General features: G+C 70.9%; 7 protein-coding genes. 5 read left to right on the top strand and 2 right to left on the bottom strand.

Going from position 1 to position 14729, the window contains the following annotated elements:
- Nucleotides 1-441 precede the first annotated feature (441 nt).
- Nucleotides 442-1059, top strand: coding sequence for a hypothetical protein (locus A9G05_RS03245; protein WP_069559610.1), 618 nt, complete (start codon nucleotides 442-444; stop codon nucleotides 1057-1059).
- Nucleotides 1060-1294: 235 nt separating this feature from the next.
- On the opposite strand, the gene A9G05_RS03235 is transcribed toward A9G05_RS03245, so the two are convergent.
- Nucleotides 1295-2992 carry a Na/Pi cotransporter family protein gene (locus tag A9G05_RS03235; protein ID WP_069559603.1) on the bottom strand — a complete coding sequence of 566 codons (1698 nt, stop codon included), beginning with the start codon at nucleotides 2990-2992 and terminating at the stop codon, nucleotides 1295-1297.
- Nucleotides 2993-3306: 314 nt separating this feature from the next.
- On the opposite strand from A9G05_RS03235, the gene recC reads away from it, so the two are divergent.
- From recC to recD, 4 genes are all read left to right on the top strand, one after another.
- Nucleotides 3307-6555 (top strand): exodeoxyribonuclease V subunit gamma, encoded by a 3249-nt coding sequence (gene recC, locus A9G05_RS03230; protein WP_069559602.1) that lies wholly within the window; start codon nucleotides 3307-3309, stop codon nucleotides 6553-6555.
- 141 nt (nucleotides 6556-6696) lie between these two features.
- Entirely contained in the window at nucleotides 6697-7782 is a 1086-nt protein-coding gene (locus tag A9G05_RS03225; RefSeq protein ID WP_069559601.1) for a Fic family protein, read from the top strand.
- Nucleotides 7779-11318, top strand: coding sequence for an exodeoxyribonuclease V subunit beta (gene recB / locus A9G05_RS03220; protein WP_069559600.1), 3540 nt, complete (start codon nucleotides 7779-7781; stop codon nucleotides 11316-11318). Before A9G05_RS03225 ends, recB begins: the two co-directional genes overlap by 4 nt.
- Nucleotides 11315-13180, top strand: a complete 1866-nt coding sequence (gene recD, locus A9G05_RS03215; protein WP_139131064.1) for an exodeoxyribonuclease V subunit alpha — start codon at nucleotides 11315-11317, stop codon at nucleotides 13178-13180. The genes recB and recD overlap by 4 nt, the downstream gene beginning before the upstream one ends.
- A gap of 125 nt (nucleotides 13181-13305) precedes the next feature.
- Here recD and A9G05_RS03210 read toward each other — a convergent pair whose 3' ends face one another.
- Complete coding sequence (locus A9G05_RS03210; RefSeq protein WP_069559598.1) at nucleotides 13306-14646, bottom strand: hemolysin family protein; 1341 nt, start codon at nucleotides 14644-14646, stop codon at nucleotides 13306-13308.
- Nucleotides 14647-14729 lie beyond the last annotated feature (83 nt).

Raw genomic sequence — 14729 nt, 5'->3', positions numbered from 1 at the left:
CCTCACCTACGCCATCGCCAAACGCCGCGCCCGTTCCCAATGGCCGGCCCTGGTCCGCGAGCGCCTGCGGGCTGATGGCCCCACCAGTCGGTTGGTGGACTTGGAGCAGCAGGCATAACGATGGAGGCTGCCCGCGCGTTTACTCGGCGCTTCGCCAAGGTGCCTGACACTCGCCTGCTCCAGGCTGACAAATCCACGGAGGCACCGCTTATGTGCATGCCCGAAGTGGAGGAGCAGACCGAGTATTACCTGAGCCTTGAGCACGGCGAGAATGCAGATCGGGGGATGTGGACCGGAGCGTTGGGGGGCGTGGGGGGGATTGCTTTGCTAGGGCTTGCGCTAGCCGTTTTCTTAGATGGTGACTTTGAGTCGGCCCTCAAAATTCTGCTGTTTGCACTGCCTTGTTTTCTGATCCCCTTCATCTGCGAAGTGCTCCAGCCCATGCCCCTGCCGATCCTGCTTAACCGTCGCACCCGCGAGCTGTACTTCGAGCAGGACGGCGAGCTGTACCACACCCCCTGGGATGGCATCGCCGCTGCGGCCTACCCCTTCGACACCGTCGGGCTGTACACCGGCGGCATGCGCCATGCCGCACTGGAAGTGCTGCTGCACCGCTACGGCCACCCCGAGGAGCAGGTGGTGATCAACCTGGGCTCGCCCATCGGCAAGAGCCTGGAGATGCAGTTGGGCTTCTGGGAGTACCTGCGGGCTTACATGGAGCATGGTCCCTGGTTCGATGAGCAGGGGCAGCGCAGTGATACGCCAGAGCGTGTCGACGAGCTGCGAGAGGTGCGCAGCAGCAAAGGCCAATCGGTTCGCTTGTACTGGGGCCTGATCAAGGCGGAGTACCACGCCAACAATGGACGCAATTTCCTCAGTTACGCCGACGCTGTCCTGCTGTTAGGTAGCATCCTGTTGCTGCCGATGCGCACCTTGCAAAACCTCACCTACGCTATCGCCAAACGCCGGGCCCGTGCCCTATGGCCGGCCATGGTCCGCGAGCGCCTGCGGGCCGATGGCCCCACCAGCCGGCTGGTGGATCTGGAGCAGCAGGCATGACGACGGAGGTGGCAGCAGGTGCAGGCAGCGACTGCCTTATTCAGCAAGGCGATGCGGCAGCGCGCGCTCACTGAGGTCGAGGGCGGTGCGGTCGGGTTCGTCATGGACCACGCCGGGTTTGGGGCGTGCAGCACGGCCTGGGTCGGGCTGGCGCTGACCGAGGCGTGTCCGACAGGGGGGCAGGCGGGCTCATGGGCAGGATTCTGCCCATGGCCGCGTCTATCGGAAGGTGCTGTCAGCTTTGCGAGGTGATCTCCGGCGGGTAGGCCACTTCGTCGTCGCGTAGCGCGCCGATGCCGTCCTCGTCCCGGGTGCTGAGCGGGGCCTCGGGGTTGTCCAGCACGGCGTAGGAGATGGCGCAGAACAGGGAGTTGAGGCGCTTCATGTCGCTGATCAGGCCCAGGTGCAGGGCGCTGGTTTCCATGCTTTCCACCACCTGCTGGTGCAGCCGCTCCAGGTGCGCATGGGACAGCCGCCGCACCAGCACGCGGAAGCGCTGTTTGGCGCGGCGCAGGCGCCTGGCGTTCTCCCGGTCGCCGTTGAGGAACACCGAGAGGCTCAGGCGCAGGTTGTCCACCAGTTGCGTGTACAGCGCGCCAATGTCGGCCAGGCCGGCGTCGGAGAAGGAGCGCTGCTGGGCGGTCTTCTTGTGCTGCACGTCGCCGAGCATGCGCTCGATCAGGTCGCCGGCCTGCTCCAGGTTGATGGTCAGCTCGATGATCTCGGCCCAGCGTCGGCTGTCGCGCTCGCTGAGGTCTTCGCGGGGCATGCGCGCCAGGTACAGCTTGATGGCGGTGTAGAGGGCGTCGATGTCGTCGTCCAGGCGTTGGATCTCGCGGCCCAGGCTGGGGTCGGCGCCGCGTATCAGCGCCAGCAGGTGGTTGAGCATCTGCTCGACGATGTCCCCCAGGCGCAGGGTCTCGCGCACGGCGTTGGCCAGGGCCAGGCTCGGCGTGTCCAGGGCGGTGGGGTCCAGGTGGCGCGGCCGCGCGATGTCGGTGGGTTGCTCGCGGTCGGGCAGCAGCCAGTCGCAGAAGCGCGCCATGTAGGGCGTCAGCGGCAGGAACAGCAGGCAACGCACGCTGTTGTAGAGCACGTGGAAGGCGATCACCAGCTCGGCGGTGGAGAACGGCCAGGTGTCCAGCCAGTTGGCCAGCGGGCCCACCAGCGGCAGCACCAGCAGGGTGCCGGCGAGCTTGAACAGCAGGCTGCCCAGGGCCACCCGGCGGCCGGCGGCGTTCTGCGAGGTGGCGCTGATCATCGCCAGGATGCCGCTGCCGACGTTGGCGCCGATCACCAGGCACAGCGCCACCTTGAGCGGGATCACCTTGGCCGCCGCCAGGGTGGCGCTGAGCAGCACCGCTGCCAGGCTGGAGTAGGTGATCATGGCGAACAGCGCGCCGGTGAGGGCGTCGAGCATCACGTCGCCGGTCAGCGAGGAGAACAGCACCTTCACCCCCTTGGCGGTGGTGATGGGCTCGGCAGCGGCGACGATCAACTGCAGCGCGAGGATGATCAGCCCCAGGCCGATGGCCACCCGGCCGAGCTGGCCGAGGCGGGTCTGCTTGCGCGAGAGGAACAGGATCACCCCGAAGAAGATCAGCAGCGGCGACAGCCACGACAGGTCGAAGGTCAGCACCCGCGCCATCAGCGCCGTGCCGACGTCGGCGCCGAGCATGATCGCCAGCCCCGAGGACAGCCCCATCAGCCCCTGGGCGACGAAGGACGTGACCAGCAGCGCGGTGGCGTTGCTGCTCTGCACCAGCGCGGTGACGCCGATGCCGGCGGCGAAGGCCAGCGGGGTGCGGCGCATGGCGTGGCCGAGCAGGCGCCGCAGGTCGCTGCCGTAGACCCGGAGGATGCCGGTCCGCACGATGTGGGTCCCCCAGACCAGCAGGGCCACGGCGGAAAGCAGGTTGAGCAAGGTGAGCATCGGACCCCTCCTTCAAGAAGCCGGTCGTGCGCTGCCCCGACTGCCGGGCGGCGTTCACGACACGTTCCCAGGGGCCTGGCCGCTGCCATTCCCTGGCAGAACCAGGCCCCCACAGACGAGGGCGCCGCATGGCGGCGCCGCGACATCAGACTGTCATGGGATTGTCATGTTCCGGGGCGCGTCGGGCCAGCCCCGCGCTGCGCGCATCCACCTCCCTGCAAGCCGGTTAAGTCGGCAAATCCTGTCCGTGCGCGGCGTCGCTCCCAATCGGGTCAACTGATACCCTGTGCGCTCCCGATCGACGCGGCCCGCCCATGCTCAACCTCTACCACGCCAACGACCTGGAAAGCCTCGGCGAGCTGGCCTGCGCCCTGCTCGCCCAGCCGCTGGCGGACCCGCTGGCCCCGGCCAAGGTGGTGGTGCCGAGCCAGGGCATGGGCCGCTGGCTGACCCTGCAACTGGCCCGCGCCCAGGGCATCGCCATGCAGCTCGATGTGCAGTTGCCGGCGCGCTTCGTCTGGGACCTCACCCGTCAGGTGCTGGGCAAGCTGCCGCCGCAGTCGGCCTTCAACCCCACCACCCTGACCTGGCGCCTCTACGACTGGCTCTGCGAGCCCGCGCACCTGGAGCAGACGCCGCGCCTGGCGCAGTACCTGGAGGGCGGTGACGAGCGCCGCCGCCTGACCCTGGCCGCGCGCATCGCCGACGTCTTCGACCAGTACCTGCTCTACCGCGACGACTGGCTGGCCGCCTGGGAGCGCGGCGAGCTGCTCGGGCTCGGCCCCGACGAAGCCTGGCAGGCGCTGCTCTGGCAGGCCCTCACCGTCGACGGCCACCCCCACCGCGCGCGCCTGCTGGGCGACCTGCTGGCGCGGCTGCACGACCCGGCGCCGCTGGCCGGGCTGCCCGAGCGCCTGGTGGTGTTCGGCATCAGCAGCCTGCCGCCGCACCACATGCGCGTGCTGGAAGGGCTGGCGCGGCACTGCGAGGTCATCCTGTTCGCCCTCAACCCCTGCCGCGAGGCCTGGGGCGACATCCGCGACATCCGCGAGCTGGCGGCCCTGCCGGAGCCGGGCATCGACGACTGGTACCTGGACGTCGGCCACCCGCTGCTGGCCAGCCTCGGCAAGCAGGGGCGCGACTTCTTCGACGCCCTGTTCACCCTCGGCGGGCAGGACTTCGGCATCTACGCCGAGGACGACGGCCTGGACGACAGCAGCCTGCTGCGCGCCATCCAGAACGACATCCTGCGGCTGCGCACCCGCCATGCCGACGAGCGCCTGGCGCTGCGCCCGGACGACCGCTCGCTGGAGGTGCACGTCTGCCACTCGCCGCTGCGGGAAGTGGAGGTGCTGCACGACCAGCTGCTGGCCCGCTTCGCCGCCGATCCCGGGCTGACCCCCGACCAGGTGGTGGTGCTGACCCCCGACATCGAGCGCTACGCCCCCTACATCGAAGCGGTGTTCGCCCCCCGCGAGGGCGTGCCGCGCATCCCCTACAGCCTGGCCGACCGCAGCCTGCGTGCCGAGTTGCCGCTGGTGGAGGCCTTCCTCGCCCTGCTGGAACTGCCCCAGAGCCGCTTCGCCGCCGAGGAGTTGCTGGCCTGGCTGGAACTGCCGGCCCTGGCGGCCCGCGCCGGCATCGACGCCGACGACCTGCCGCTGATCCGCGACTGGCTGCGCGAAGCCGGCGTGCGCTGGGGCCGTGACGCTCGCCACCGGGTGCGCCTGGGCCTGCCCGAGGACGACGCCTTCAGTTGGCGCCAGGGCCTGGAACGCCTGGTACTGGGCTTCGCCGCCCCGCCCCGGCTGGCCGGCGAGGCCCCGCCACTGCTGGGGGACAGTTGGCCGCTGGATGCCCTCGAAGGCGCCCGCGCGCAACTGCTCGGCCGCCTGGCCGGCTTCATCCAGCGCCTCGGCGTGCTCGCCGACGACCTGGCCCGGCCGCGCCCGCTGGCGGACTGGGCCGAGACCCTGCAGGGGCTGATCGACCAGTTGTTCGACGAACGCGAGGCCGGCGAGACCCTGCTGCTGCTGTCCCAGGCCTGCGGCGAACTGCGCAAGCAGGGCGAGGCCGCGCTGATCACCCGCCCGGTGGAGCTGGCCCTGGTGCGCCAGCAACTGGTGGCCGCGCTGGATGCCGGCGGCGGCGCCTCGGGCTTCCTCACCGGCGCCGTGACCTTCTGCACCATGGTGCCCATGCGCAGCCTGCCGTTCCGCCTGGTGTGCCTGCTCGGCCTGGACGACGGCGCCTTCCCCCGGCGCACCCCCGCCGCCGGCTTCGACCTGATCACCCGCCGCCCGCGCCGGGGCGACCGCGCCCGGCGCCTGGACGACCGCTACCTGCTGCTGGAGACCCTGCAGTCGGCCCGCGACGGCCTCTACATCAGCTACGTCGGCCGCGACCCCCGGGACAACGCCGCGCTGCCGCCCTCGGTGCTGGTGAGCGAACTCCTGGAGACCGTCGACCTCACCGCCCACGCCGACGGCGCCCCCGCCAGCCAGCGGGTGCTGGTCAACCACCCGCTGCAGCCCTTCGCCCCCGGCAACTTCGCCGGCGGCGTCCACCGTGGCTATGCCGCCCCCTGGTTCCGCGCTGCCCAGCGCCTGGCCGGCGAACCGCAGCCGGCCGCCGCGCCCTTCGCCGAGCCGCTGCCGGCGCCTGACGCCGACTGGCTGACCCTGGAACCCTCGATGCTGGTGCAGTGCTTCCGCCACCCGGCGCGCTTCCTGCTGGAGCAGCGCCTCGGCCTGCACCTGGCCGAGCCCGAGGAAGCCCTCGCCAGCGACGAGCCCTTCGCCCTCGAAGGCCCCGCCTGGCGTGGCCTGCGCCAGCTCGCCCTGGACGCCGTCGAGCGCGGCTGGTCCGAGGCCGACGAGCGCCGCATCGCCCGCGCCGCCGGCTGGCTGCCCAGCGGCGAGCTCGGCCACGCCCTGTGGGGCCAACTGCGCGGCCCGGTGCGCGCCTTCGCCCCCCGGTTGTTCGACGCCCGCCCGGAGAGCGCGCCGCAGCCGCTGCTGGTGGATCTGGAACTGGCCGGCGTGCGCATCCACGGCTGGCTCGACGGGGTGACCGAAGACGGCCTGTTCGGCTGGCGCCTGAACCGCCTCGGCGAATGGGAGCTGGCGCCCTTCTGGCTGCGCCACCTGCTGCTGAACATCGCCGCACCTCCCGGCATCGCCCGGCAGAGCCGCCTGCTGTCGCCGGCCGGGGACTGGCAGGCCGGCCCGCTGACCAACGCCCGGCAATTGCTGGAGCCCTGGCTGGTGGCCTACCGCGAGGCCCTTTGCGCCCCGCTGCCGCTGATCACCAAGGCCAGCCACGGCTTCGCCCACGGTCTGCGCAAGCCCGGCCGCAAGGAGCCCCTGGAAGCGGCCCGCAGCAAGGCCCGCCTGGCCTGGGAAGGCCTCGACTTCGGCCCCCGTGGCGAATCCCAGGACCCCTGGTACGCCCTCGCCTTCCGCGACCGCGACCCCCTGGACGCGCGCTTCGAAACCCTCGCCGAGACCCTGCTCGGCCCGGCCCTGGACGCCCTGGCCGATGACGGCGAGGAGGACGCATGAGCGGCCGCCATGCAGATACGTTTGCGCTCATCTCTATGCAGTTCAGACAGGACATGTATAGGAATTGGCCTTTTTCTATACGCATGCGTATGAAAAGGTCGGAAAATGCCGGTTTCCTGAACATGATGGGAGTCGGTTTCCATGCCTGACCTGCACAGCCTGCACGAACTGGATCCGGTCCGTTTCGAGACCCGGTCGATACTCCGCAAGCTAGCTACGGCCAGCCGGGCACTGGCTGAGCTCAAGGGCGTCGCCTCGTCCATCCCCCACCAGGGCATCCTCATCAACACCCTGGGCATGCAAGAGGCGAAGGACAGCTCGGCCATCGAGAACATCGTCACCACCCATGACGATCTGTTTCGCGACGATGCCTTTCCCGATGCCGCGAACAGCCCGGCCGCCAAGGAGGTACTGCGCTACCGCCAGGCCTTGTATGTAGGTCATGCCTCGGTATGTCGAACCGGGCTGCTGACCACCAACCAGATCATCGAGATCCAGGCCGCGCTCGAACGCAACAATGCCGGCCTGCGTCGGCTGCCCGGAACGACCCTGAAGGACGGCTATGGCCGCGTGGTCTATACCCCGCCCCAGGAGGCCGAGCGGATCGTCGAGCTGATGAGGGACCTCGAACGCTTCATCAACGACGATGCGCTCTTCGATGCCGATCCCCTGGTGAAGATGGCACTGATCCATCACCAGTTCGAGAGCATCCACCCCTTCTACGATGGCAACGGCCGCACAGGGCGCATCGTCAACGTGCTGTATCTACTCAAGTGTGGGCTGCTGGACATTCCCGTCCTCTACTTGAGCCGCTACATCGTCCGCCACAAGGTGGCGTACTACGACCTGCTCCAGGCCGTGCGGGACGACGGGCAATGGGAGGCCTGGGTGCTGTTCATGCTCTCGGCCATCGAAGAAACGGCACGCCAGACCATCCATACGATCGAGGGCATCAAGGCTGCGTTGCTCGACTACAAGCACCGGATACGTGCGCAGCACCGTTTCTACAGCCAGGACCTGATCAACAACCTGTTCACCCATCCCTACACCAAGATCGAATTCGTCATGCGCGACCTTTCGGTCTCGCGCCTGACCGCGACGCGCTACCTACAGGAGCTTTCCGACGCGGGTTTCCTGGAGAAGCGCAGGATCGGGCGGTCCAACTACTACAGCAACCTGGCGCTGAACGCGGTGCTGACTGGGGACGATCTGAGGGACGGCCCATGAGCCTCGACCTGCTCGACTCCCCCTTCGACGGCCGCAGCCTGATCGAGGCCAGTGCCGGCACCGGCAAGACCTGGACCCTGACCGCGCTCTACGCCCGCCTGCTGCTGGAGCGCCAGCTCGGCGTCGGGCAGATCCTCGTGGTCACCTACACCACCGCCGCCACCGCCGAGCTGCGCGAGCGCATCCGCGCGCGCCTGGCGGCGCTGCTGGCCATGTACGAGGGCGCCCCCGCGCCGGACCCGGTGCTGGCCGGGCTGCATGCCCGCTACCCGGGCGAGGATGCCCACCGCCGCCTGCTGCTGGCGGTGCACGGTTTCGACGAGGCAGCCATCTTCACCATCCACGGCTTCTGCCAGCGTGCGCTGCAGGACGCGGCCTTCGAGGCCGGCGGGGATTTCGACAGCGAACTGGCGGCCGACGACCGCGACGTACTGGACGCCCTGCTCGCCGACCTCTGGCGCGCCGAACTGGCCGCCGCCGAACCGGCCTGGGCGCGCTTCCTGGCGCAGAAGCGGCTGACCCCGGCCAGCCTGCGCCAGCGCCTGCGCGGGCACCTGGGCAAGCCCTACCTGCGCATCGAGCCCCGCGACGCCGCCCCGGGCGACCTGGCCCCGGCCTGCGACGCCTGGGAACACGCCCGCAGCCTGTGGCTACGCGACGCCGCCAGTTGCCTGGCCGAGCTGGCGGCCTTCGACGGGCTCAACAAGCGCAGCTACGACGCGGCCAGGTTCGCCCTCTGGCACAGCGAGCTGGACGCCTACTTCGCCGACCCGGCGGCGCTCTTCGCCCCGCCGGCAGGGCTGGAGAAGCTCGCCCGCGAGGCGCTGGCCAAGGGCTGCAAGAAGGGCTTCGACCTGCCGGATTACCCGCTCTGCTCGGCCCTGCAAGGCCTGGTGGACGCGCTGGAGGCGGCCAAACCGGCGGGCGAGGCACGGCTGATCGCCCTGCAGGTGCGCCTGCTCGACACCCTCAACCGCGAGCTGCCCCAGCGCAAGGCGGCCCAGCGCCTGCTGGCCTTCGACGACCTGCTCAACCGCCTCGACGAGGCGCTGCAGGGCGAGGCCGGCGACGCCCTGGCCGCCGCCCTGCGCGAGCGCTACCCGGTGGCGCTGATCGACGAATTCCAGGACACCGACCCGGTGCAGTACGCCATCTTCCGCCGCGTCTACCCGGGCGGCGAAGCCGGGGGCGACCTGTGCTTCGTCGGCGACCCCAAGCAGGCCATCTACGCCTTCCGTGGCGCGGACCTGGCCACCTACCTCAAGGCCCGTGACGAGGCCGCCCGGCAATACAGCCTGGCCACCAACCACCGCTCCGTGCCGCGCCTGATCGCCGCGCTGAACCGGGTCTTCGACCGCCCCCGCCCGTTCGCCGAGCCGGGGCTGGACTACCCGCCGGTGGGCGCCAGCGACAAGCCGCGCGCCCAACTGGTGCTGCCCGAGGGCGGTGCCCCGCTGGAACTGGTGTGGCTGGGGGACGAACCGCTCGGCAAGGGCGAGGCCGGCCGCGCGGTGGCCATCGACACCGCCCGCCGCATCGCCGCCCTGCTGGCCGCCAGCGCCGCCGGCCAGGCCTACTTCGAGGCCGACGGCGTGCGCACCCCGCTGCGCGGCGGCGACTTCGCCGTGCTGGTGGCCAGCCACCGCCAGGCCGGCGACGTGGCCGCCGAGCTGGCCACCCGTGGTGTGCCCAGCGTGCGCCGTGGCCGCGACAGCGTCTGGCACAGCGAAGAGGCCGCCGAACTGGCCGCCGTGCTCGCCGCCTACGCCGAGCCGGGGCGCGAGGGCGTGCTGCGCTATGCCCTCTCCACCCGCCTGCTGGGCCGCGACGCCCAGGCCCTGGCCCGCTGCCAGGACGACGAGCACGCCTGGGACGAGGAGCGCGAACGCGCCGAGCGCTACCACCAGCTCTGGCAGCAGCACGGCTTCATGCGCGCCTTCCGTGCCTGGCTCGACGAGCAGGCGGTGGCCGAGCGGCTGATCGCCCTGCCCGACGGCGAACGGCGCCTGACCAACCTGCTGCACCTGGCCGAACTGCTGCAGGCCGAGAGCCTGTTGCGCCCCGGCCTGGAGCCGCTGCTGGCCTGGTTCATCGCCCAGTGCCAGGCCGAGAGCCACGGCGACGACGCCCTGCTGCGCCTGGAAAGCGATGCCGAGCGGGTGCAGATCGTCACCGTGCACACCTCCAAGGGCCTGGAATACCCGCTGGTGTTCTGCCCCTACCTATGGGACGGCGCGCTGCTGCGCCGCGACGAAGACATCACCTGCCACGCCGAGGACGGCACCCCGCTGCTGGACCTGGGCGGCCCCGAGCTGGAGGCCAACCGCGAGCGCGCCCGCCGCGAACGCTTCGCCGAACGCCTGCGCCTGGCCTACGTGGCCCTCACCCGCCCCCGCGACCGCCTCTGGCTGCACTGGGGCCCGGTGGCGGTGCCCAAGCCGAAGAAGGACGGCGGCCTGCCCGATGACGGGCTGCACACCAGCGCCCTGGCCTGGCTGCTGCACGGCCGCGCCTTGCCCGGCGATGCCCCCCTGGACGAGCTGGCCGGCCACCTGGCCGCCCTGGAAGGCCCCGGCCTGCGCCAGGAACTGGAGGCCCTGGCCGCCGTCAGCGCGGGCGACATCGCCGTGGTGCCGCTGCGCGAGGCCGAGGCCAGCGCCCAGGGCGAGCACCGCGCCCCGCCGCCGACGGCCCTGGCGCAACTGCAACGCACCCTGCACAGCGCCTGGCGGGTCGGCAGTTTCTCCGGCCTGGCGGCCGGCATGCACATGGAGGCACCGGACCGCGACGCCTTCTTCGTGCCGCCGGCCACCGAGCCGGGCAGCGGCTTCCACGCCTTCCCGCGCGGCGCACGGGCAGGCACCTGCCTGCACGCCATCCTCGAGGACTGGGTGCGCGGTGAGGGCGAGCTGGCCGCGCTGGTGGACACCCACCTCAAGGGCCACGGCCTGCCGCTGGAATGGACCGAGACCGCGACCCTGCACCTGCGCCAGGTGCTGGACGCCGACCTCGACGGCGCCGGCCTGACCCTGGCCGGGCTTGACCCGGCGCGGCGCCTGCCGGAACTGGGCTTCACCTTCCCGGTGCGCCAGCTCGACCTGCACGGCCTGCGCGCGGTGCTGGCGGACCCGGCCCACGGCCTGCCGGCGCCCATGCGCGCGGCGGCCGAACGCCTGGAGTTCGACACCCTCAACGGCTTCATGAAGGGCTTCATCGACCTCACCTTCGAGCACCAGGGGCGCTGGTACATCGCCGACTACAAGTCCAACTGGCTAGGGCCCGACGCCAGCTACTACGGCGGCGAACGCCTGGAGCAGGCCATCGCCGCCGAGCACTACCACTTGCAGTACCTGATCTACCTGGTGGCGCTGCGGCGCTTCCTGCGCCAGCGCCTGGACGGCTTCGGCCCGGACGGGCTGGGCGGCGCCTACTACCTGTTCCTGCGCGGTATGCCCGACGCCGGGGTGTACTTCCACCGCCCGGAAGACGCGCTGCTGGACGCGCTGGACCGGCTGTTCGAGGAGGGCCACCCGTGATGCCTGCCGACCTGCCCCTGGGGCCGCTGGAGCGCTTCTTCGCCGACAGCCTGCTGCACCTGGAGCCCGATGCGCCGCTGCCGGTGCTGGTGGCCGGGGTACTCTGCTGCCAGGCCCTGGCAGCGGGCGATGTGTGCCTGCCCCTGGCGCGCCTGGCCGGTCAGCGGGTGTTCGACGAGGGCGTCGAGGGCTTCGACCTGCCACCCCTGGACACCTGGCGGGCGCAACTGGCGGCCTCGCCGCTGGTGGCCACGGCCGGTGGCTACGCGCCGCTGACCCTGGACGGCGACCGCCTCTACCTCAGCCGCTACCACGCCTATGAGGCGCGCCTGGCCGAGGCCCTGCTGGGGCTGGCCACGGCCCGCCCGCCGGTGGACGAGGCGCAACTGGGCGAGTCCCTGGCGCGGCTGTTCGCCCGCAACACCCAGTCGCCGGACTGGCAGCGGCTGGCCGCCGCTCAGGCGGTGCGGCGCAACCTGGCGGTGATCTCCGGCGGCCCCGGCACCGGCAAGACCACCACCGTGGTGCGCCTGCTGGCGTCCCTGCTGGAGCAGCCCGGCGGCGAGCGCCTGGCCATCGGCCTGGCGGCCCCCACCGGCAAGGCGGCGGCACGCATGGCCGAGGCGATCCGCAATGCCAAGGCTGACCTGCCGGTGAGCGATACGGTGAAGGCCCTGCTGCCGGAGGAGGCGCGCACCCTGCACCGCCTGCTCGGCAGCCACGGCGACAGCCCCCGGGTGCGCCACCACGCCGATAACCCGCTGCCGCTGGACGTGCTGGTGGTGGACGAGGCCTCGATGGTGGACCTGGCGCTGATGGCCAAGCTGGTGGACGCGCTGCCCCCGGGTGCGCGGCTGATCCTGCTGGGGGACAAGGACCAACTGGCGGCGGTGGAGGCCGGCGCGGTGTTCGCCGAACTCTGCGAGGGCCGGGGCCTGGACGCCACGGCGGCGGCCGAGCTGGAACGCATCACCGGCCAGCCGGTGCCGGCGGAGACGCCCACCTCGCGCCTGGGGGATTCGGTGGTGCTGCTGACCCACAGCCACCGCTTCGCCGGGGACAGCGGCATCGGTGAACTGGCGCGGCGGATCAACGCCGGCGATGCCCGCGGCACCCTGGCGTTGCTGCGCGAGGGCCGCGCCGACCTGGCCTGGAACGCCGGGCCGCTGCAGGCCGCGCTGCTGGAACGTCTGGATGCGGGCTACGCCCCTTTCATCAGTGCGGCACGACGGGGCGACCCGACGGCCGCCTTCGCGGCCTTCGCCGAATTCCGCGCCCTCACCGCCCAGCGCGAGGGGCCCTGGGGCGTGGCCGGGATCAACGAGGCGCTGGAGGCGCGCATCAAGCGCCGCCTGGGCATCGCCAGCCGCGAGCGCTGGTACCCGGGGCGGGCGGTGATGGTGCGGCAGAACGACTACGCGCTGGGGCTGTTCAACGGCGACGTCGGCATCTGCCTGCCGACGCCCCATGGGCTGCGGGTGTTCTTCGAGGGCGAGGACGGCCACCGGCCCTTCTCCCCGGCACGTTTGCCGAGCCACGACAGCGCCTTCGCCATGACGGTGCACAAGAGCCAGGGCTCGGAGTTCCGCGAGGTGCTGCTGGTGCTGCCGGAGCAGCCGAGCCCGCTGCTCAGCCGCTCGCTGTTCTACACCGGCATCACCCGCGCCCGGCAGCGGGTGGAGATCTGGGGTCTGCCCCAGCGCCTGGCCGAGGCGGTGAGCACCCGCGCCGAGCGGGCGGCGGGCCTGGCCGAGCGCCTGGCCCGTGACCCGCAGTCGTCGGTGCTCCCCGCAGCCGCGCCTGCTGCGGCGGCTCCGGTTGTACAGGTGCCGCCGGCTGGGGGGCAGTTGGATTTGTTCTAGGGTGTTGGAACGGTGGAGAGGTGGGGCGGTGGGCTGAAGCCCACCCTACGCCCTCTACGGCGCGCCCTGCTCCTGGGTGGGAACGAGAACGGGGCCCGTGGGCCCCGTTGTCATGACGCGGTGGATCAGTCGATCCGCAGGACCTTGGCGAGGAGGATCTTCGGGCCTTTCATCTTCTTGACGATGATGCGCAGGCCCTCGGTCTCCAGCACTTCTTCCTCTTCGGGAACCCGGTTGAGGCTGTCGTAGATCAGCCCGGCCAGGGTGTCGGCCTCGACATGGTCGAGGTCGATGCCGAGCAGGCGCTCGACCTTGAACAGCGGGGTGTCGCCGCGCACCAGCAGCTTGCCGGGCTGGTAGGCGAGCACGCCGCGCTCGGTCTTGCGGTGTTCGTCCTGGATGTCGCCGACCAGCACTTCGAGCACGTCTTCCATGGTCAGGAAGCCGACCACCTTGCCGTCGGCCTCTTCGACCAGGGCGAAGTGCGCGCCGCCCTGGCGGAACTGCTCCAGCAGGCGCGGCAGCGGCATGTGCTTGCTGACGCGCTCCACCGGGCGGGTGAGTTCGGCGAGGTCGAAGGACTCGGGCAGGCTGTCCAGGGCGGACAGGGCGAGGAGCAGGTCCTTGATGTGCAGGACGCCGATGAACTCGCCCTTGCGGTCGTCGTAGACCGGGTAGCGGCTGTACTTGTGGCGGCGGATGACGCCGAGGATGTCGGACAGCGGGGCGTCGTGCTCCAGGTAGATCAGGTCTTCCCGGGAGTTGGCCCAGTCCACCACGTCCAGTTCGCCCATTTCGACGGCGGAGGCGAGTACGCGCATGTCCTGGTCGCTGGGGTCGCGGGCGCGGCTGGAGTGCAGGATCAGCTTGAGCTCGTCACGGCTGTAGTGGTGCTCGTGGTGAGGGCCGGGCTCGCCCTGGCCGGCGATGCGCAGGATGGCGTTGGCGCTGGCGTTGAGCAGCCAGATGGCCGGGTACATGAGCCAGTAGAAGAGGTACAGCGGCACCGCCGTCCACAGCGACAGCAGTTCGGGCTTGCGGATGGCCCAGGACTTGGGCGCCAGCTCGCCGACCACGATGTGCAGGTAGGAAATGATGAAGAAGGCGGTGAAGAAGGAGATGCCGTGGAGCAGCTTCTCCGATTCCACGCCGACGGCGCTGAGCAGCGGGCCGAGCAGGTGGGCGAAGGCCGGCTCGCCGACCCAGCCGAGGCCGAGGGAGGCCAGGGTGATGCCCAACTGGCAGGCGGAGAGGTAGGCGTCGAGCTGGTTGTGCACGGTGCGCAGGATGCGCCCGCGCCAGCCGTGCTGGTCGGCGATGGATTCGACACGGGTGGCGCGCAGCTTGACCATGGCGAACTCGGCGGCGACGAAGAAGCCGTTGAGCAGCACGAGGAAGAGGGCGAACAGGACGAGGCCGAAATCGGCGAAATAGCTGGAGAAGGTGGAGCTTGTGGAAGGGTCCATTAGGGGTCGGGGCTGGCGAATGATCGGCTAAGGGTGAAGGCTGGGCCTTGAGTTTGCAAGCGGGCGGAAGGCCCCGGGAGCGT

This window comes from Pseudomonas sp. ENNP23 (assembly GCF_001728945.1).
Lineage (GTDB): Bacteria > Pseudomonadota > Gammaproteobacteria > Pseudomonadales > Pseudomonadaceae > Metapseudomonas > Metapseudomonas otitidis.
The sequence above is the reverse complement of the archived record's forward strand: the minus strand, read 5'-3'. Positions and strand labels throughout refer to the sequence as shown.

What these genes read in the sequence shown, in the direction of transcription:
- recC (WP_069559602.1), top strand. Translation starts at nt 3,307, where the DNA reads ATGCTCAACCTCTACCACGCCAACGACCTGGAAAGCCTCGGCGAGCTG.
- A9G05_RS03225 (WP_069559601.1), top strand. Translation starts at nt 6,697, where the DNA reads ATGCCTGACCTGCACAGCCTGCACGAACTGGATCCGGTCCGTTTCGAG.
- A9G05_RS03235 (WP_069559603.1), bottom strand. Translation starts at nt 2,992, where the DNA reads ATGCTCACCTTGCTCAACCTGCTTTCCGCCGTGGCCCTGCTGGTCTGG.
- A9G05_RS03210 (WP_069559598.1), bottom strand. Translation starts at nt 14,646, where the DNA reads ATGGACCCTTCCACAAGCTCCACCTTCTCCAGCTATTTCGCCGATTTC.
- A9G05_RS03245 (WP_069559610.1), top strand. Translation starts at nt 442, where the DNA reads ATGCCCCTGCCGATCCTGCTTAACCGTCGCACCCGCGAGCTGTACTTC.
- recB (WP_069559600.1), top strand. Translation starts at nt 7,779, where the DNA reads ATGAGCCTCGACCTGCTCGACTCCCCCTTCGACGGCCGCAGCCTGATC.